At 54.5% G+C, this 20508-nt stretch carries 16 protein-coding genes; 11 read left to right on the top strand and 5 right to left on the bottom strand.

The window, feature by feature from the left end:
• Positions 1-17 precede the first annotated feature (17 nt).
• The 4 genes from L5220_RS10080 (at position 18) to L5220_RS10065 (ending at position 4492) form a co-directional block, all read left to right on the top strand.
• Positions 18-1058, top strand: a complete 1041-nt coding sequence (locus tag L5220_RS10080; RefSeq protein WP_448515341.1) for a rod shape-determining protein — start codon at positions 18-20, stop codon at positions 1056-1058.
• Between the two features lie 13 nt (positions 1059-1071).
• Positions 1072-1836 carry a rod shape-determining protein MreC gene (mreC, locus tag L5220_RS10075; RefSeq protein ID WP_099799237.1) on the top strand — a complete coding sequence of 255 codons (765 nt, stop codon included), beginning with the start codon at positions 1072-1074 and terminating at the stop codon, positions 1834-1836.
• Complete coding sequence (mreD, locus tag L5220_RS10070) at positions 1802-2329, top strand: rod shape-determining protein MreD (RefSeq protein ID WP_499573375.1); 528 nt, start codon at positions 1802-1804, stop codon at positions 2327-2329. The genes mreC and mreD overlap by 35 nt, the downstream gene beginning before the upstream one ends.
• A 63-nt stretch (positions 2330-2392) precedes the next feature.
• Complete coding sequence (locus L5220_RS10065; protein ID WP_499573373.1) at positions 2393-4492, top strand: M3 family metallopeptidase; 2100 nt, start codon at positions 2393-2395, stop codon at positions 4490-4492.
• On the opposite strand, the gene L5220_RS10060 is transcribed toward L5220_RS10065, so the two are convergent.
• Positions 4484-6130: an ABC1 kinase family protein gene (locus L5220_RS10060; RefSeq protein WP_499573371.1), complete on the bottom strand. Its 1647-nt coding sequence runs from the start codon at positions 6128-6130 to the stop codon at positions 4484-4486. The two genes, L5220_RS10065 and L5220_RS10060, sit on opposite strands and share 9 nt — an antisense overlap.
• Positions 6131-6338: 208 nt before the next feature.
• Between L5220_RS10060 and L5220_RS10055 the strand changes: the two genes are divergently transcribed.
• Positions 6339-7214: an S-methyl-5'-thioadenosine phosphorylase gene (locus L5220_RS10055; protein WP_499573369.1), complete on the top strand. Its 876-nt coding sequence runs from the start codon at positions 6339-6341 to the stop codon at positions 7212-7214.
• 83 nt (positions 7215-7297) lie between these two features.
• Here L5220_RS10055 and L5220_RS10050 read toward each other — a convergent pair whose 3' ends face one another.
• The 3 genes from L5220_RS10050 to L5220_RS10040 form a co-directional block, all read right to left on the bottom strand.
• Positions 7298-11305 carry a GAF domain-containing protein gene (locus tag L5220_RS10050; protein WP_499573367.1) on the bottom strand — a complete coding sequence of 1336 codons (4008 nt, stop codon included), beginning with the start codon at positions 11303-11305 and terminating at the stop codon, positions 7298-7300.
• 302 nt (positions 11306-11607) lie between these two features.
• Positions 11608-12636, bottom strand: coding sequence for a pentapeptide repeat-containing protein (locus L5220_RS10045; RefSeq protein WP_499573365.1), 1029 nt, complete (start codon positions 12634-12636; stop codon positions 11608-11610).
• The gene (locus tag L5220_RS10040; protein ID WP_448515333.1) at positions 12608-13330 is read right to left on the bottom strand and encodes a hypothetical protein; all 723 of its coding nucleotides are present in this window, start codon (positions 13328-13330) and stop codon (positions 12608-12610) included. The genes L5220_RS10045 and L5220_RS10040 overlap by 29 nt, the downstream gene beginning before the upstream one ends.
• Before the next feature lie 128 nt (positions 13331-13458).
• Between L5220_RS10040 and L5220_RS10035 the strand changes: the two genes are divergently transcribed.
• From L5220_RS10035 to cruF, 6 genes are all read left to right on the top strand, one after another.
• Positions 13459-13854, top strand: a complete 396-nt coding sequence (locus L5220_RS10035; RefSeq protein ID WP_499573363.1) for a hypothetical protein — start codon at positions 13459-13461, stop codon at positions 13852-13854.
• Between the two features lie 23 nt (positions 13855-13877).
• Positions 13878-14714, top strand: coding sequence for a 1,4-dihydroxy-2-naphthoyl-CoA synthase (menB, locus tag L5220_RS10030; RefSeq protein ID WP_099799230.1), 837 nt, complete (start codon positions 13878-13880; stop codon positions 14712-14714).
• A 42-nt stretch (positions 14715-14756) separates the two neighbouring features.
• On the top strand, positions 14757-15005 hold the full coding sequence (locus L5220_RS10025) for a Ycf34 family protein (protein WP_099799229.1): 249 nt from the start codon (positions 14757-14759) through the stop codon (positions 15003-15005).
• Positions 15006-15237: 232 nt separating this feature from the next.
• Positions 15238-16479: a potassium channel family protein gene (locus tag L5220_RS10020; RefSeq protein ID WP_499573361.1), complete on the top strand. Its 1242-nt coding sequence runs from the start codon at positions 15238-15240 to the stop codon at positions 16477-16479.
• A 4-nt stretch (positions 16480-16483) separates the two neighbouring features.
• Positions 16484-17023 carry a hypothetical protein gene (locus L5220_RS10015; RefSeq protein WP_448526657.1) on the top strand — a complete coding sequence of 180 codons (540 nt, stop codon included), beginning with the start codon at positions 16484-16486 and terminating at the stop codon, positions 17021-17023.
• Positions 17024-17104: 81 nt separating this feature from the next.
• Positions 17105-18013, top strand: a complete 909-nt coding sequence (cruF, locus tag L5220_RS10010) for a gamma-carotene 1'-hydroxylase CruF (protein ID WP_099799227.1) — start codon at positions 17105-17107, stop codon at positions 18011-18013.
• On the opposite strand, the gene priA is transcribed toward cruF, so the two are convergent.
• Positions 17978-20497: a primosomal protein N' gene (priA, locus tag L5220_RS10005; RefSeq protein ID WP_499573358.1), complete on the bottom strand. Its 2520-nt coding sequence runs from the start codon at positions 20495-20497 to the stop codon at positions 17978-17980. The two genes, cruF and priA, sit on opposite strands and share 36 nt — an antisense overlap.
• Positions 20498-20508 lie beyond the last annotated feature (11 nt).

Below are 20508 nucleotides of genomic sequence, written 5' to 3'. Positions count from 1 at the left end.
AGAAGAGGTGTACCATTGTGGGAATATTTAGTCGGCTATCACGGGATATTGGCATTGATTTAGGGACAGCCAATACACTAGTTTACGTTTCTGGTCGCGGGGTAGTCTTAGAAGAGCCGTCGGTGGTGGCTATTGACCAAAATAGTAAGCAAGCCTTGGCTGTAGGTACCGAAGCCAAACGGATGCTAGGGCGTACCCCCGGAAATGTGGTCGCCGTGCGCCCCCTGCGCGACGGGGTGATTGCCGACTTTGAACGTGCCGAGTTAATGCTCAAACACTTCATGCGCCAAGTCCACGGCGGCAAGAATCTCTTTGCCCCCCGGGTGGTGATTGGCATCCCCAGTGGCGTGACCGGGGTTGAACGGCGTGCCATTGAAGATGCCGCTCGAGGCGCAGGTGCTCGTGAGGTATATCTCATTGATGAGCCAGTGGCCGCTGCCTTTGGTGCCGGTCTGCCGGTCGAGGAACCCACCGGTAACATGATTGTGGATATTGGCGGTGGCACCACAGAAGTTGCCGTTCTCAGCTTGCAAGGCACTGTACTCAGTGAGTCCGTCCGTGTGGCCGGCGATGAAATTTCCGAGGCAATTGTCCAATACCTGAAAAAAGTTCACAACCTGATCATTGGCGAGCGCACCGCCGAAGACATCAAAATCCGCATTGGCTCTGCCTACCCCAACGACAGTTACGACTCTGAAGCGATGGAAGTACGTGGCCTGCATCAGCTGTCAGGGCTACCGCGTACCGTAGTGGTCAAATCCGAAGAAATCCGCGAAAGCATGGCGGAGCCGTTACTCGTGATTATCGAGGCCATTAAGCGCACCCTTGAGCGAACCCCCCCCGAGTTGGCTGCAGATATTGTTGATCGCGGGATCATGCTGGCAGGGGGTGGGGCACTGCTGCGTGGTCTGGATACGCTCATTAGCCATGAAACCGGCATTGTGGTGCACGTGGCCGCCGACCCACTCCGTTGCGTTGTTATGGGAACGGGGCGTGTGTTGGAAAACTTTAAAGACCTCGGACGCGTTTTTTCGGCTCAACCCGCCATTATCGGTTAAGGATGAAGTCATCATGGCCGTTTTTTGGCGTTGGTGGGGACGATATGCGGGGGGGCTGTTGCTGACCGTGCTGATTTTAATAGGGGCATGGATTTTACGGGAAACCAATGGTGCCGCCATCCGCGAATTTTACCGTCTGCTCAATTTGCCCTTGCAACAGCGTGGGGATGAGCAGCAATCATTGATCCAAGCTCGCACATGGCAGTTAGAGCAGCAATTGGCGGAGCTACAGGCAGAAAATGCGCGACTGCGGCAACTCTTAAATACACCGATGCTGCCTAACTTAGAGGGGCGCATTGTACCGGTGATTGGCCGTAGTTCAGATCAGTGGTGGCGATTCCTGCTGTTGGGGGAAGGCAGTCGTCAAGGGCTGAGCATTGGTGGCGTGGTCATTGGCAATGGCGGTCTGGTGGGTCGCATTACTAGCATTACCCCTAATACCAGTCGCGTGATGTTACTCACGGATCCTGCCAGTCGCATTGGCGTGGTGGTTGGCCGCACGCGGCAGATGGGGATTCTGCGCGGACAACTCAATCAGCAGGTGATTGTTGAATTTTTGGAGAAAGATCCGAAAGTACAGCCGAAAGATACCCTCTTTACCTCTGCCCTCAGTAGCCTTTTTCCGGCAGGTATTCCCGTAGGTGAGGTGCAGTCGGTCGAGCTAGAGGATCCCACCCGTCCCCATGCCACTGTGATATTGGGGGCGCCGATTGATCGTTTGGAATGGGTCACTGTGATTCCCTATGCTGAATCGACAGACACATTTACGCCAAACTAGCCTTAACTGGTTAGTGATTACCGGGTCGGTGGGCGTTTGCACGCTGCTGAGCCTGATTCATGTGCCTGCTCTAGAGGTATTAGCGCCTGACTGGTTTTTGATTTGGGTTGTGGTTTGGAGTGTCAAGCGTACCGTTTGGCAAGGGGTGATTGCAGGTGTTGCCCTCGGCTGGATCCAAGATGGCCTGACAAGTCCTCACCCGAGTCATGCCGTTGCCTTGGCGCTGGTGGGTGGCCTTACGGCACTGATGCAGAAGCAGCGGTTTGTCTCCGAAGATTTTATTTCGATTGCCCTGATTACCTTTGCCATGGCGATGATCAACCAAACGGTCATAGCGATGCAAATGAGCGTTAGTACTGACTTGCCTTTACAGGATATTTGGCAGCACCATCGCCAAGTTGCCCTCAGTTCGGCAATTATGAGTAGCCTGTGGGCACCGTTGGTCTATGCGCCTCTCAACCGCTGGTGGTCGTGGCTGCAGGAGCAAGAGTAAGGCCAGACCAAGGTTATCATGGGGAAAGTGTCGATAGCATGAATACTCTGGAAAGGTTTTGGCATGATCGTTGCAACCACGCCTCACACTGAAAATCCTCTATTGCGTGGGGATGGGTTCCCCCCCTTTGATCAAATTCAGGTGAGCCATGTTGAGCCAGCGGTGACTCAACTCCTGCAAGAACTCAGCCAAGCGTTAGAAACTCTTGAACAATCGCTGACCCCCACTTGGGACGGGTTAGTTGAACCCTTGGAACGGCTGGGCGATCGCCTCGGCTGGACGTGGGGAATTATCAGTCACCTAACGGGGGTGAAAAATAGTCCAGAACTGCGACAGGCCTACGAAAGGGTTCAGCCGCAGGTCGTGGAGTTCTACACCCGCATGGGGCAATCGCGCCCGATCTATGAAGGCTTTAAGGCCATTGCCGCCAGCCCAGAGTTCAAAGAGATGACTCCTGCGCGTCAGCGCATTGTGACGGCTGCCATCCGCAATGCGGAGCACAGTGGTGTGAGCCTAAGCGGTGAGGCCAAGGAGCGGTTTAATGCCATTCAATTAGAACTAGCAGAGCTTTCGACCCAATTTTCCAACAACCTACTGGATGCCACCAAAGCCTTTCGCCTCAAGCTCACGCAACCAGAGGAGGTGGCGGGGCTGCCCCCCAGTCTGTTGGCCTTGGCAGCCCAAACAGCGCGGCAGGATGGCGAGGAAACCGCAACCCCAGCCCAAGGACCATGGCATATTACACTCGACTTTCCCAGCTTTGGCCCATTTATGCAGTATAGCCAACGCCGCGATCTGCGGGAGCAGGTCTATCGTGCCTATATTTCCCGTGCTAGCAGTGGCGAGTGGGACAACCGTCCGATCTTGGAGCGCATTTTAGCCCTGCGGCTCGAAGAAGCAACGCTGTTAGGGTTCGAGACCTATGCCGAGCTGAGTCTGGCTAGTAAAATGGCGGACAGTGTGGCCAGTGTTGAAACCCTGCTGGAGGAACTCCGCCAAGCAAGCTATGCCGCAGCAGCCCGTGAACTAGAGGAATTACAGGCCTTTGCGGCGGCACAAGGGGCACCTGAGGCCAAGGAACTGCAACACTGGGATATAGCCTACTGGGCTGAGCGGCAGCGGGAAGCCTTGTTTGCCTTCAACGATGAGGAGTTGCGTCCCTACTTCCCCTTGCCCCAGGTACTTGAGGGACTATTTAGTTTGGTGCAACGACTCTTTGGGGTCACGGTTGTCCCTGCCGATGGTCAAGCGCCGGTGTGGCATCCCGATGTCCGCTTTTTTGCCATTCTGGATGAAAATAACCTCACTATTGCCCACTTTTACCTAGACCCCTACAGCCGTCCAGCCGAGAAACGGGGTGGGGCATGGATGGATGATTGCCTAGGGCGTGCTAAGTACCGCTACCAAGGGGAGTGGCGCACTCGTTTACCGGTGGCATACTTGGTCTGCAATCAAACCCCGCCCGTGGATGGTCAGCCTAGCTTAATGACGTTTGCGGAGGTGGAAACGCTCTTCCATGAGTTTGGCCATGGGTTGCACCACATGCTGACCCAAGTGGACGAGGCGGGGGCGGCTGGCATTAATAATGTTGAGTGGGATGCGGTGGAGTTACCCAGCCAGTTCATGGAAAATTGGTGCTACCATCGCCCCACCCTCTTTGGGATGGCTCGCCATTACGAAACGGGAGACCCCCTGCCAGAGCACTACTATGAAAAACTGGTGGCGGCTCGCACCTATCGGGCGGGCAGTGCGCTGCTGCGACAGCTGCACTTTAGCTTGTTGGATCTGGAACTCCACCATCGGTATCGCCCGGATGGCAATGAAACCCCTCAGCAGGTGCGCGATCGCCTTGCTCAGACCACAACAATTTTGCCTCCCCTCCCGGAAGATGCGTTTTTGTGTAGCTTTGGCCATATTTTTGCCGGAGGCTATGCGGCGGGTTACTATAGCTACCTTTGGGCTGAGGTTCTGAGTGCAGATGCCTTTGCTGCCTTTGAAGAGGTGGGGCTGGAGAACGAAGTAGCGATCCGGGCTCTGGGGCGCCGCTATCGCGATACTGTCTTGGCGCTAGGGGGAAGTCGCCCGCCGATGGAGGTTTTTAAGGCGTTTCGAGGGCGGGAACCGATGACAGCGCCGCTGCTGCGCCATCGCGGCTTACTGTAGTCCCTGTAGCCAGAGAAAGCGTAGCCAGTTGCGCAGCAGACCCACGCTAGCTAAACCCGCTAGGGTAAAACAGGCGATCGCCCCCCCAGGCGCTTGAGCGAACCATAGCACCATCCCCGCTAGGAGGGTAAAGCCACTCAAGCCTAGGTAGAGGAGGCACACCAGTAAGCATTCAATACGGCGTAGTTGGCGATCGGTGGTTGGCGTGCGCACCGAGATCTGTAGCTCGCCGCGCGCCAGCCGATCCTCTAGATGTTGTAAGCGCACCTCAAGGCGGCTGGGGTGTTGCAGGCGGTGGTTGAGGAAGGTCTGGGTTTGCCGGAGCAGTTCGCGCCAGCCTCCGCGGGCAGGATTCATGAGTTCTTTGACAAAGGGCTGAGCGGCAGCGGTGAGATTATACTGCGGGTCTAGACTGCGGGCAATGCCATCAAGCGTGGTCAAGGATTTGAGAATGTAGGTCATTTTGGCGGGCAGGCGGAAGGGTTGCTGCTCAAAGAGGGCATAGACCTCCTGCTGTAATTCAGCAAAGACCGCTAGATCCACAGGCCGCTCCGTAAAGCGATCTAAGATGAGCTGCATAATTCGCTGTAGAGGTGTCATGTCCGCCACGGGGGTGATTAAGCCCATCTCTATCAGGGCGGCAATGACGCGATCGCTATCCTTGTTGAGCACGGCAAAAAACGTTTGCACCATCTGCTGCTGGTTAAGGGCGGGGACATCGGTCATCATGCCGTAGTCATAGAAAATTAAGTCCCCCTCGCTGCTGACGGCTAAATTACCGGGGTGCGGGTCGGCATGAAAAAAACCGTCGATGAGTAATTGCTTGAGATAGCAGCAAATGCCCCGCTGGTTGATGAGGCAGGGGTCAAGCCCAAAGGCTTCGATGGCTGCACGGTTATCAATGCGAATGCCGGGCACATACTCCATCGTCAGGATATAGCGGCAGGTGTGCGTCCAATAGACTTTAGGTACCCGAATGTGGGCATCGTGGCGAAAGTTAGCCTGAAAGCGATCGGCATTCTCTGCCTCTTGGAGATAGTCAATTTCCCGCAATAAAATGCTAAAAAACTCTTCGTAGATGTCCTTAAGGGCATAGGGACGGGTAAAGGGCAGCCAGCGATCGCCCCAGCGGATGATTTCACCAATGGCCACGTAATCTAAATAAAGTTGAGACTCTAGGTTTGGACGCTGTACCTTGACGACCACCTCGTCGCCACTAAAGAGCCGCGCCCGGTGCACCTGTCCTAAGCTAGCAGCGGCTAGAGGGTTGGGGTCAAAGCGCGCAAATAGATCCTCAAGGGGTTGACCTAGGTGCTGTTCAATCAGGGCGATCGCCACGTGTGAGTCAAAGGGTGGTACTTGATCCTGCAACGTTTTCAGAGCGTCAATATAGGCCAACGGCAGCAGATCAAACCGCGTGGACAAAAACTGACCAATTTTAATGAAGGTGGGGCCTAGGGTGAGCAACTGCCGCACCAACCAGCGGGCACGGCGATGGTGCTGAGCAGGGCTGCGACGCTGCCAAAGGTGATCCCACAGCAATTGATGACCAAATACACCCAACACCCGCGTAATCTGACCAATGCGGCGCAGAATGAGCCAACGGCTGGGACGATAGGAAACGGGAGTGAGCGGCATGGAACAGGTATCACCAAATCAGTGTGCTCTACCGGGGACAAGGTTCATCAGATCACGTTCATCAGTTGATTTGCATCCAGAAAAGAGTATTTCTAATCTAGCGGCTTCGCTCAAATCTACAGTATTGCCGAGTATTCTGGAACTCGTTTTTACCCCTGCTATGGACGAGCCATGGTAAGCTAATCCCCGTGAGTGTTTAAGGAACATCATGTCCCCTTCCCCAAAGATTGGCATTATTGGCGGTAGTGGTCTCTACAAAATGGAGGCTCTCACAGAGGTCGAAGAGGTGCGGCTAGCTACCCCCTTCGGCGAGCCCTCTGATGCGTTTATTTGTGGGCGGATTGGGGAGGTTCCCGTGGCCTTTTTAGCGCGTCATGGCCGCGATCATCACCTGTTACCAACGGAAATTCCCTTTCGTGCCAATATCTACGGGTTTAAGTCCCTCGGTGTGGAGTACCTGCTCTCGGCTTCAGCGGTTGGCTCCCTCCAAGAGGAGGTAAAACCCCTTGACATGGTGGTGCCGGATCAGTTTATTGACCGCACTCGCAATCGCATTTCCACCTTTTTTGGCGAGGGCATTGTCGCACATATTGGCTTTTCTGAACCCATTTGTTCTGCGCTTGCCGCGGTGTTAACCGCAGCCATTAGGGATTTGAACTTACCCGAAGTAACGCTGCACCAACGGGGTACCTATGTGTGCATGGAAGGCCCTGCCTTTTCTACATTGGCAGAGTCTAATCTTTATCGCTCTTGGGGGGGAACGGTGATTGGCATGACGAACCTGCCGGAAGCCAAGCTGGCGCGGGAGGCGGAAATTGCCTACGCCACCCTTGCGTTAGTGACAGACTACGACTGCTGGCATCCACAGCATGACTCGGTAACGGTGGAGATGATTATCAGCAACCTACACCGCAATGTGAAAAATGCCCAAGCCATTATTTGTGAGACAGTGAGGCGACTGGCGGCTCATCCCCCTGCTTCCAAGGCACATCACGCCCTGAAAAATGCTATTCTAACTCCCCTAGACAAGGTACCTGCACAAACGAAGGAAAACCTCAGTCTGCTGCTGGCTAAGTACTGCTAGGGCGGTACCCTTTCGATCCACATCAGGTGTCTTAGGGGGCTTCCCCTGTTCCTAGTATGTTAGGGCGTTAGCGGGTCGGACAGTCATGTACCCGCCTCCTCAGCTTCTGCGTCACAAAATTGTGGGTAGGTAGATTTTGGGCTTAGGCAGCGACAGCGATTGAGGGCAGCGGCAAGAGCCTCAAGTTTAATGGGCTTGCTTACATAATCGTCCATGCCTGCTTGAAAGCAACGTTCGCGATCGCCTGCGAGAGCATTGGCGGTCATGGCAATAATCCAAGGCCGCTGACTGGGCGGCCATTGGTTGCAGATCCGCTGAGTGGCTTCTAGGCCATCCATCTTCGGCATTTGCACATCCATAAGAATGACATCGTAGGGGCGCTGTTTCAGAGCTTCAAGGACTTCAGCCCCATTGGCCGCAACATCTGCACGATAGCCCATCCGCTTGAGGATGTGCAGCGCTACTTTTTGGTTGACTGCATTATCTTCAGCAAGCAGAATCCGCAGGGGAAAGCGCACTGCCAAGCTGGGGTCAATGACGGATGCTGACACAGCAGGCTGTTGACTGGTGTTGGGGTTCAAAACCTTCACTAAGGTTTGCCGCAGCGCACTGGGGCGGATCGGCTTGGTAACGTGGGTGGTAATGTGTTCCTTATCACTGGCGGTTTCTAGCCAACTCAAGGGAGTAAGCAGAATGACCGGGCGATCGCCCCGCTCAAGTCTGGTGGCTAGCTGCACCCCTGTCATGTGCCCTAAGGAGAAATCCAGCAGGGCAATATCCCACCCAGGAGCCTCCTGTAGCACCTGATCGGCATCCCCATAGGGGAGAGGCACCATCCCCCAGTCCTGTAATAGGGTGCAGAGATTCTCACGGCTGGCAGCATTGTCATCCACTACTAAGACTCGCCGCCCTTGTAAACAGGGGACAGCAGGCGGCGGTTTAAAGGGAACTGGGTCAACAGCCGAAATTGTAAATGTAAACGTTGTCCCTTGGCCTAGGCAACTGTCCACCTGCATGGTACCGCCCATGAGTTCACACAACCGTTGACTAATCACTAGTCCCAAACCCGTCCCCCCATACTCACGGGTAGTGGAGGCATCAACTTGGCTAAAGGGCTTGAAGAGGCGATCGAGGCGATCGCTAGGAATGCCAATCCCCGTATCTTGAACTGCAAATTGTAACGTTTCGCTATCAGAGACATAATCCACCTGGACGAGCACATGCCCCTCAGGGGTAAATTTAATGCCATTCCCCACTAAGTTCACTAGAATCTGGCGCAGGCGGGTGACATCTCCCTTAACTTGGGCGGGGGTTCTTAGTGTGCAGGTGTACAGTAACTCAAGGTGCTTTTCTTCTGCTTTGCTGGCCAGTAAGCTCAACACATCCTCAACACACTCGCGGACATCAAAGGGGTGTTGCTCAAGCACCAGTTTGCCGGATTCAATTTTAGAAAAGTCGAGAATATCGTTAATGATGGTGAGCAGTGCCTCACCAGCTTGGTGGAGGGTTTGCAAGAAGTCCCGCTGTTGATCGTTGAGGGGGGTATCTAAAAGTAAGTTGGTAAAGCCCAAGACCGCATTCATGGGGGTGCGGATTTCGTGACTCATCGTAGCCAAAAACTCACTCTTGGCACGGTTGGCCAGCTCTGCCTGTAACCGCGCTTGCTCCAGTTCTTGGTTTTGCTTGGCCAGTAATTGTCGCTGCTGCTGTTCGTGGTGCAGCAGGTCTGCTTGGGCGATCGCAATCCCCACCTGAGCAGCAACGGCTTCTAGGAGCTCAATTTCTTCGGCAGTCCACTCCCGCTGGCGATCGCACTGGTGCAGACCAATCAGCCCATTGGGCACCCCTTTATAGGACGTCCGCACAGCCAGCATCGATTTAATCTGAAATTGCTCTAATAGGAACGTGGCCATTCGCAACAGTGGGTCTTGACTGACATCATTAGAGACAATTGCACTATCCGAGGCTAGGACGGCTTCGGCGTGCGGGTTACCTGCCACCGGTACATTGACACCAAACATTGACCCATAGCCCGGTTCTAGGTACTCCGCGACATTGGGGATCTGGGGCGGTGGCCCCGGCTCATAGCGATGAATTAAACAGCGGCTCACCCCAAGAGCACGGCCAATTTGACTGACGGTTGTATTAAAAATGGCCTCTGTATCTAAGCTCTGGCGAATTTGTTCCGTAATTTGGTTGAGTAACAACGTCCGCTGCATTTGCTGCTGGAGTTGTTGTCGCTGTCGGGTTTCCTGTTCCAGCAAATGCACCTGTGCTAGCCCAATTCCCACTTGCGCTGCCACACTACTGAGGAGGCTCTTAATCGCATCCGTCCATTGCCGTTGGCGATCGCATTGGTGCAACACTAGCAGACCATTGGGGCGGTTGCGATAGGAGGTTCGCACAATCAAGGCAGACCTGACACGCAATGCTATGCAATAGTCGTGAATAGAGGCTAAACGCGGGTCATTGGCCACATCCTCAAAACTCAGGATCTGATCAGACATCAATGCTTGCTGTAGGAAATCAGCCCGCCCCAGCGCTAACCCTACGGTAGTTACCGATGGAATCCCTGGAGCGCAGTATTCCGCCACCAAGCTCACTGGAGAGGTCGCCTCCTCGTGGTACACAAAAAAAAGGCAGCGGCTGACATTTAAAGTCATGCCCACTTGCTGAACAGCGGTTTGACAGATGTGATCCCGCTCGATTTGCTGGCGAATTTCCTCCGTAATGCGGTTCAACAGCAGCGTCCGCTTCACCTGCTGTTGTAAGAAAAGTTGCGCCCGCTGCCGTTCAGTGACATCACTTTGAATCCCGATGTAGTGGGTAATTTCACCCACTTCGTTAAAAATGGGTGAAATCGCCAGTTCATTCCAGAAGGGTTTGCCATTTTTGCGGTAGTTGCGCAAAATCACGCGGCAGGACTGTCCCTTAGCAATAGCATTGCGAATGGCTTCAGCCCCCGGCTGGTGGCGATCGCGCCCCTGCAAAAAGCGACAGTTCTTGCCAATGACCTCAAGGGCGCGGTACCCCGTCATTCGCTCAAAAGCGGGATTCACATAAATAATTGGGTTATCCGGCTGACGATAATCGGTAATAACAATGCCATTGGTACTGGCAATAATGGCGCGCTCCCGTAACCGTAGTTCTGCTTCAATCTGTTTCTTGGCAGTGATGTCGGTGGCCAGAAACAGAAAGCCCATCAACTGCTCATAGCCATTGCGAATGGGCGTTACTGAAAGGAGCACGGGAAACTGCGAACCATCCCGGCGAATATACGTCCACTCCCGCTCATCCGGCAAACCTCGCCGTGCCTGCGCCACAAACACCTCAAATCCCACTGGAATCGGTTCGCCCAACTGCTGACTCAGGAGTGTTGCATAATGGTCAACCTCCTTCGGATCATGGAATTGCTCAGGGGTTACTTTGCCCACTAATTCAGTAGCACTGTACCCCAACCATTCCTCAGCAGTGCGGTTCATAAAACTAATCGTGCCGTTGGTGTGAGTTGCAATGATGGCATGATTAGTGCTATTAAAGATGGCTGCTTGTAAGCTACTCAACTGTTGAATGCGAGCTAGGTGCCCTTGGGTTGTCTCAAGATGATGACGGACTTCTAACTCACTAATCACTTGCCGAGCAAGGGTACGCAGTGTTTGAGCTTGTAACTCGGTTAACTGCCGGGGCTGGTAGTCGATGACGCACAGGGTACCAATCCGGTACCCTTGGGGCGTAACCAAGGGCATGCCAGCATAAAAGCGGATATAAGGCGGCCCTGTAACCAAGGGATTATCAGCAAAGCGGGCATCTTCCTTGGCATCGGCAACAACCATCAATTCCGATTGCAAAATCACATGGGCGCAGAAGGCTACATCACGGGGGGTTTCACAGGCATCTAGCCCGACTTTGGCCTTAAACCATTGTCGGTTGCGATCAACCAAGCTAATAAGGGCAATGGGGGTCTCACAAATAGCTGCGGCTAAATGGGTTATATCGTCAAAAACAGGTTCAGGAGCAGTATCAAGGATGTGGTACTGATCAAGGGCATATTGCCGTTCATTTTCATCGACTGGTATAGGAGCGGCAGGCATAACCCAAGTGACCGTTGATGTTAGGGTCTAATTTCTAGCTTAGATTATAGGAATTTGTTTTATCAAAACCATGGCAAAGCAAAACCCACCTCAATTTACGTCTTAGACGGGAAGGCTCGCGCTGTACCCGGAACGGGGCAGTGTCGAGATAACAAAGGGGTGGGTCAATACGACGTTTCCAAACTCTGTACTGTGTTGGCCAAAGAGGTTGAGTGGGCAGACAAGCTGAACTCGATGGCCAGACAGGCAAGTACTGAACGTGGTTGGTCTGCTATCAAAGGCTTCTAGAAAATGCCAGCCGCCTAGATGTAAACACTACCATCGGGCATCAGTGCCTCTTCCATGCAGGCATCCAACAGCAGTGCGCTGCTAATGTCAGCGCGGATTAAATTTGCCTGACGTAGGTTAACTCCCTGTAGGTTGGCGCGTGCAAGATAGGCATCAATAAGACGCGCTTCCTGTAGATCGGCACCACTAAAATTTGCCCGTCGTAGATCTGCTTTGTTGAGCACAGCTTCCCGTAAATTTGCCCCTTGGGCTTGGACCTCATCTAGCCGCGCCTCCACTAGAATTGCTTGACTCAGATCTGCTTGGGTGAGATCCCCTCCCCGTAGATCTGCCTTGGCAAGACGGGCTTGGCGTAGAGTAGCACTGGCTAAGTTTGCCTCACAAAGCACCGCATGGCTGAGGATCGCCCCCTGTAAATTGGCGTTTTCCAAATTGGCGTGGCTAAGGTTAGCATCATTTAAATTAGCTTCCTTGAGGTTAGCTCCCATCAAACTGGATCGCGAGAGGTTAGCACTGGCAAGGTTTGTTCCCTGTAAATCGGCATAGCTTAAATCTACGCCTACTAAGTTCGCAGGCGCTTGGTAATTTTCTTTGCGGAAGTTAGCACCCCGTAGGCAGGCACCCGCCAGCACAGTATGACTCAGGTTTACTTGCCGTAGATCGCTGCTGAGAAAATTGCAATCGCGAAAGGCGGCTAAGGTTAACTCTGCTCCTTGGAAATTGGCGCGGTCAAAGACGCAGCCATGGCAGACCGCATCGCGAAAATGACTTTGGCTGAGCACCGCTTGCGTAAAGTTACAACCTTCAAAGCACGCACCCATCAATAAGGCATGGCTCAGGTCAGCACGGCCAAAATGGCAAAATTGAAAGTACACTTCCTGTAGGTTAGCGCCTCGCAGCTCCACGCCGATTAGATCTGCGCCCGTGAGGGTCATGCCTGCCAAGTTGGCGTTGCAGAAGTTGGTTTGGCCATTGTTATAACGTGCTAGAAATTCCTCGGCATCCATGGCGGGGTCAAGCAAATAACTGGCAGGTGAGTTCATCGCCATCATCACTCCCATCTTGGCCAAGGCTGGTAGGTGTACTCTCTGGAGTGACATCAACCGCCACGGTTGGCTGGCTGCGACTGTAGAGGGGATATAGTACTTTAATCAGGCGATCGCCCGCATTGGCGTAGGCCACATCATTGTCAAACCGCTTGAGTGTTTGCTGAACTCGTGCTCGTAGCGTCTCAATATCACTAAAGTGACCCACAACCCGCTGGAGCAAATCAATCAGGGTAAAGCGCTCTAGCCCTTGAGCATGAACCGGCTTTTGGGTGAGTAGTGCTGCCAACAGGAGTTTGACGTGGAGCGGGGTACAGTAGCGAGTGACCTCAAGGCGGAGATCGTACAAGGTGGCCATGCTTAGCTCTAGCTTGGTCAGAGTGACTGGCGTGGATTGGGAGTAAAGGGGAGAAAGAATTTGCTGTAGAATTGCCGCTACCTTTTGGTAAACAGACGCTTTATTCAGTTTGCTAACAATAAAATTAAGTTGTGTTGCCAACCCCTTAAGAGTTTGGGTTTGCTGCACAATTGCCCCAAGAATCTGCTCCAGTTGCGCTTCGTTCATCTCTGGTGGCTGCGGTGGCCACTGCTGGTATTGCAGAGCAAATAAAAGCTTGCGAAGGCGATCAGACTGGGGATGACTAGCAATCTGCCGTGCAGCCCTACGACAGGTGGGGGCAATGGGGGTCACAAGTATGCCAGAGGTGTTCCGACCGGCATTATACCCAACTTTTTTGAGACTGGATATTAAGTATTTGTAAAGTCATGGCTGGCGAAGCACTCTGCTAGCATGGAGGTATCGCCCGTGGTGAGGCTGTTATGAAAGTCAATCGGCAAAATGTTGTGGTGGCGATCGCCTTGATCGTGAGTCTGAGCGGTGCTCTTGTCGTCCCTGTGGCTGTTGGCCAAAGTGGCGGTGGCCTACTAACGGCGGCTCAGATGCAAAAACTCAACCTCAGTGTGACGCAAAAACAAGCCCTACTGCGGCTGACGATGAAAACCAACGAGCGTATTTTAGGCATCCTCGACAGCAATCAACAGCGCCTGTTCCGCAATGCCATTAAGCAAGGTAAGTCCACGGGTGAAGCCATGGATATGGTGGCACTACGGCCAGAGCAGAAAACACAAATGAACAAAGTGATGCAAGACACCCAAGCTGAAATGCTAACCATTTTGACCACCGAGCAAGTCAAACAACTAAAAGGCTCCCGCTAAGCTCTCCGTTGACATTGAAATTTATGAGCGATGTTCTTTGGCAACCCATAGACTGCTACAGCGATATTCTCTATCACAAAGCAGCAGGCATAGCCAAAATCACCATTAACCGCCCCCACAAGCGGAATGCCTTTCGCCCCCAAACCATTGCTGAGATGAGCCATGCCTTTGAGGATGCTCGCAATGATCCGAGCATTGGCGTTGTTCTCTTGACCGGAGCCGGCCCGCATACGGATGGGAAGTATGCCTTCTGCGCTGGTGGCGATCAGAGTATTCGCGGTGAGGCAGGCTACTTAGATGCGCAGGGGGTGGCACGGCTAAATGTATTGGACTTGCAACGGCAAATTCGCAGCTTACCGAAGGTCGTCATTGCGCTGGTGGCCGGCTATGCCATTGGTGGGGGGCATGTGCTGCATTTGGTGTGTGACCTCACGATTGCCGCGGAGAATGCCATTTTTGGCCAGACCGGTCCTCGGGTGGGTAGCTTTGATGGTGGGTTTGGCGCCAGCTACCTTGCCCGAATTGTGGGGCAAAAGAAAGCCCGTGAAATCTGGTTTCTCTGCCGTCAGTACACCGCTGCCCAAGCCCTAGAGATGGGGCTAGTGAATACGGTTGTGCCGGTGGCAGAACTGGAAGCGGAGGGAGTTCGCTGGGCAAAGGAGATTCTCGGCCATAGTCCCTTGGCGATTCGCTGCCTGAAATCGGCCTTTAACGCGGACTGTGACGGTCAAGCGGGTTTGCAAGAATTGGCGGGTAATGCCACGCTGCTGTACTACCTCAGCCAAGAAAGTGCGGAAGGGAAGCAGGCATTTTTAGAAAAGCGTCCCCCCAACTTCCAACAGTTTCCTTGGCGACCTTAAGGGATGCGTTAGAGTAAATGCATGGCATTGGGAGAATCCGCTATGTGCATCTGTGTCAATTGTGCCCTTGTGGATCGCTGCACCACCTACCATGCGGTTGAAGCACAGCATCAGCAGCCCCACCTGACCCTAGCCCCAGACTTCACGCCCATTGAACCCACTATTAACGTCAATATCCGCACCTACGGTGACGAAATTCAACTGGAGTGGGATGTGGTCGGCTGTGCTAGTTTCATGGAAGAGCAAGGTCGGTGGTCGCGTTTACGCCCTGGTGAATTAATTCCCACGTAGGAGTTATCCTGCCATTGGTGGGCGATCGCCCCTTACGAGGACATTTGGGGATACCCATGGGACGCGGTCGCCTACGTCAGCAGCTTGACTTTTTTATTCACTCCCCGCGGGTGGAGGTGGGGTTAGTCATCTTAATTCTTACCTCTGCCGTGTTGGTCGTGGTGGATATCTTATGGGTGGGGCAAGGACGACCTAACGTTGTCCTGATGCTGGCAGAGCTGCCCCTGCGGATGTGTTTTTTATTGAGCTATTTGTACGGTTTGCGATCGCCCGCAAAAAAAAGCGWTTTTTCCGCCACTATTGGCTGGATATCATTGCCATCTTGCCCATGCCACCACAGCTAACCCTATTCCGCCTGCTACCGCTGCTGCGGCTGCCGCGCGCTGCCATTCTCATCAACCGTAACCTGCATTACCTTTCACCGCAGGTCTCCGGCGTGTACAGTGCCCAAATTTCGGCGCTGTTAATGATTGTGTTGATCATGCTCTTTGGGGGGCTAGCCTTTTATATCATCGAAGGAACGAGTAACCCCGACATTCAAAACTTAGGGGATGCCCTGTGGTACAGCTTCTTTTCACTAATCTCGGCAGAGCCGATTGGTGCCTATCCGCAAACCCATGCTGGGCGCGTCATCACCCTTGTGGTCGTGCTGGCAGGATTAACCCTCTTTGCCGTTTTTACCGGTTTGATCTCTGCCTTGATGGTGAAACGCCTACAGTCCGTTATGAACATTAAAAACTTTGACCTTGATGAACTGCGCAACCACATTATTCTCTGTGGTTGGAATCGCAGTGCCCCCCTTGTGCTGCAAGAATTACAGAGCGATCAGCAAACTCGCCACGCTCCCATTGTCATTGTGGTGGAGCTAGAGCAACTACCCCTCAATGAACTGCGCTCCGTGGATCAAAACCGCCTGTACTTTTATCAGGGAGACTATACCCGCATCGATGTTCTGGAAAAAGTGCAAATTTACCATGCGTCGCGGGCGATTCTTTTGGCAGACACCAGTCAACCCCGTAGTGACCAAGACCGTGATGCCCGCACGGTGTTGGCCGCCCTCACGATTGAAAAACTAAACCCTAGCATTTACACCTGTGCCCAACTGTTAGATCGCCATAACAATGTGCAGTTGCAGGCCGCGGGGGTAGAGGACGTGGTGGTGGCTGATGAAATGGCCGGACACCTGATTGGGAATGCGGTGCGCAACCAAGGCGCGATGGATGTGTTTGCCGAGCTAATTACAGTACAGGTGGGAAATCAGTTTTATCGCTTGCCCTTGCCGGCTCCATTGGCCTCGCAGTCCTTTTGGCAAGTGCAAAGCTACTTGAAAAATGAGTACGATGCTCTACTCATTGCGGTGGAGCGCCGTACAGATGGCCGTCGCCAAACCTATGTCAACCCTCCGGCAGACTATCCGTTACAGTTAGGGGACTACGTTGTTATGATTGCACGGCAATGTCCGCAGTGGAGTTAGCCCCATGGAAATCTCTAGCCAAGTGCAACTCCCCTACCCTCGCGAGCAAGTGTATCGCACCTATCGCGATCGCCTGCCGGAACTGGTGGCGTGGATGCCCAATGTCCGCCAGATTGATCTCAAAGAACGCTCAGAGCAGCCCAATACCTTGGATATGGTCTTAATCTGGCATGGCGGTGGKGAAATTCCCGCAGCGGCTCGCGCCCTCCTCAGTGAGGCGATGCTGTCTTGGACGGACTACTCCCACTGGGATGATCAAGGCTATCGCACGCAGTGGCGCATTGCCCCCCACGCTTTTACTGAGGCGATTGACTGCCAAGGGGAAAACCAATTTATTGCCACTGCCGATGGCACGATCATTACCAGCCGCGGGCACCTCCGCATTGACCCGAAACACATTCATGGGGTGCCCTCATTTCTGGCGGGGATCATTGCCCGAACCGTTGAAGACTACTTAGGACAGCAAATTGAGCCAAATTTTCAACAACTAGCCGCCAGTGTGGCAGCATTTTTAGCAGTAACTTACCACGTCTCCCCAGAGTAGAGAGAATCTTCTTGCCTTGAGGTGATACATTATAAACATTTGTAAACAGGGTCGCTACCCCTTGCTGTTGAGACTGCCCCTATGAAACCCATCAACCGCCTCTACCGTGCTGAGCAAGTTTGCCTCATCAGTCATATTATGGCCATGGCCTTTGGCTTGGCGGGCTTACTGCTGGTGGTGCCCCATCCAGAATTTATTCTCGCGTTGCCGCCGTGGGGGCAGCAGCTCTTTCAACTCAGTATGGGGAGCGGTGGTGTGGTGTATATTGTGCTGGGGGCGGTGGCGATCGCCCTGCACGCCTACCGCAACTTTGGCCTTGGCAAACTCTTGGGGTTTTTACTACCCGCCCTTGGCATCTCCTTAACCAGTGAATTGCTAGGGACAAGCACGGGCTTTCCCTTTGGTCACTATGGCTACCTCAGTGGCTTAGGCTACAAGGTTGCGGGGTTGGTGCCCTTCACCATTCCACTGTCATGGTTTTATATGGGGCTAGTGACCTTCCTGTTGGCCTACAGCGGTTTTATCAGCCGCCCGCTGCGGGAGGGAAAGCGGATCGGTCTTGGGGCAGGGGTGATCACAGTGGGGCTGGCCGCCATTTTTTTGACCGCGTGGGATTTCGTTTTGGATCCCGCCATGAGTCAAACTGCGGTGCCCTTCTGGCAGTTTCAGGATGTCGGCGAATTTTTTGGGATGCCCTACCGCAATATTTTAGGTTGGACGGGCACTGCTGCCGTGTTTATGGGCTTGGGGCTAGTGGCGTGGTGGCCTAAACCCATGGTGGTGAACCGCACACAACTCATTACCCCCCTTGTTATTTATCTTGTGAACTTTGCCTTTGGGGCTATGATTACTCTCACAGCGCTTGACCAGCGGTTTTGGATTCCCACGACCCTAGGGGTAGTGCTGGGGGTGGTTCCTGTGGTTGCGCTGTGGTGGAGTGCCGATGCCACCCCCCTAGAGGAAGTTCAAGGGGTCAACATCAATACTTAAGCGTACCTCCCGCGGGCACTGCTCCTTGAGGGTGATCAGGTGGGGGCTGAGGGTGGCTAGGGTGCCAAACCGCCCCTTGAGGAGAATTTGCCAGCGGTAGCGCTCGGCAATTTTGGCGATCGCCGCTGGGGCAGGGCCGAGTACCTGCCAGTCCCCAGTTTGCATCGGTGGTAGGGCAGCCAACTGATCCGCCACCATAGCCGCGGTGGCAGCAACGCGATCGCTCTGCTTGCTACTGAGGCGCAGCAAAATCAACTGGCAATGGGGAGGGTATCCGAGGGGTTCACGGCTGGCGAGTTCCCGCTGGGCAAACTCCTGCCAAGCGTAGGCTTTAACCGCACCAATCACGGGATGCTCGGGCACATAGGTTTGCAAAATCACCTGTCCGGGCAGGTGCCCTCGCCCCGATCGCCCCGCCACTTGCGTGAGAATTTGAAACGTGCGCTCTGCCGCTTGGTAGTCGGGCAAATGGAGCAGCCCATCCGCTGCTAGAATCCCCACCAGAGCCACCTGGGGTAAATCAATCCCCTTGGTCAGCATTTGGGTGCCCACCATAACATCGGCCTCCCCCGCGGCAAACGCTGCAAGCAGCTGGCGATGCGCTCCCTTGCGCTGGGTGGTGTCACTGTCAAACCGCAGCACCCGCAGATCTGGAAAAAGGCGATTGAGCTCGGCCACCACACGCTGGGTACCGCTGCCAAAGGGCTTGAGGTACGGCGAATCGCAGACTGGGCAGCGCTGCGGCACCCCTTGGCTGTAATTGCAATAGTGACAGCGCAGCACCTGGCTATGCTGATCGTGCAGATGCACCGTCAGGGAGACACTGCAATGGGGGCAGTCAATGGCACTGCCACAACTGCGGCAAGACACAAAGGTGCTGTGGCCGCGCCGCTGAATAAACAGAATGGCCTGTGCCTGCTGTGCCCGGAGGTGTTTTAGGGCATTTTGCAGCAGGCGGCTAAACATGGTGCGGTTCCCCCGCCGCAACTCCTCGCGCATATCCACAACCGTGATGGGGGGGAGGGGCACCGCATGAATGCGCTCGGGCAAACTCAAGTAGGTGATGTGCCCCACTTCGGCACCCTGCCATGTGCTCAGGGCTGGTGTGGCAGACCCTAAAATTAAGGGGCACTGATCCTGTTGCGATCGCCACCGCGCCACCGTGCGGGCATGGTAACAGGGCTGCGGTTGATCCTGCTTGTAGCCACTGTCGTGCTCCTCATCCAGCACAATCAGCCCCAACCCCGCAAGGGGCAGCAAAACTGCCGACCGGGTGCCAATCACCACCCGTGGCTCTGCCAATAGCGTCAGCCGCCACGTATCGTAGCGCTCGCCATCACTGAGGCCACTGTGGTACACCACCACCCGATCGCCAAAGCGTGCCCGCACCCGATCCGTTAGCTGGGGAGTCAAGCCAATTTCTGGCACCAATAGCAGCGCCGATCGCCCCTGCTCTAAACAAGCAGCAATGGCCTGTAAATACACCTCAGTTTTGCCAGACCCCGTCACACCGTGCAGCAAAAACTCCTGCGCCCGTCCTAAGCTGGCCAAAATTGCCGCTAGAGCGCTCTGCTGCGCCAACGTCAACCCTTGCGGCTGATCCGCTGGCACCGCCATCCCCTGATCAAGGCGACAGCGCTGCCGCGCCACAATGGCCACGTACCCGCGCTCTACCAAGCGTTGGATCGTTTTAGGACTGCTGCCCGTAGCCCGCAATAGGTCTTGCAGCCAACAGTCCTGGGGCTGTTGCCGTAAATAGTCCACAATCTGGCGTTGGCGATCGCTCAGATCAGCCCCATCGCAGCGTAACAGCACCACCGCCTGTTGCCACTGCGCCTGTGCTTGAGGCGGCGCAGCCCAATAGACCTCAACCACCCCAAGGCGCACTAACTCAGCAATCCCCCGCTGCGATCGCGGCACGTGCTGCGCCACATAGCGCAGACTGTAGTCCCCCGTCGCACTCTTTTGCAAAAACGTGAGCACCTGTTGCGCCCCGACCGATAGGGGCGGTATCGCGGTTGTGCGTAACCGCAGCCGCCGTTGCGATCGCCCCAACACCCCCGGCGGTAACGCCGTCCGTACCACCTGTATCAGCGGCGTACAGTAATAGGCGGCCACCTGCTCTAGGACGTGCCAGTAGCCCACCGGCAAAAACGAGGTACCCACCACCGCCGTCAACGGCCGCACCTGCTCTGCGGCCACCGCCTCCGGCAAATCGCTTAGCACCTGCAAGACAATTCCCCGCAGCAGTTGTTGGCCAAAGGGCACCTCCACAATGTCCCCCGCCGCCACGGTCCAGCCCGCCGGCACCCCGTAGGTATAAGCCTCCTCCACCCCTGGGCAATCCACGAGCACACTCACCCACTGCCCCAGCGTAGGGGCAACAGAAGATGTCAAGCGCTCCTCTCGCTCGTGATCTAAGTCACTACCAATCACGATTGCAGCCGTCAAAATACAAAACAAGAGTATATAGTGTTGCGGCATATCCAAGATTC

It is taken from the genome of Synechococcus sp. PCC 6716 (genome assembly GCF_022570815.1).
Lineage (GTDB): Bacteria > Cyanobacteriota > Cyanobacteriia > Thermosynechococcales > Thermosynechococcaceae > Thermosynechococcus > Thermosynechococcus lividus.
This window is presented reverse-complemented; position numbering and strand designations above follow the sequence as displayed.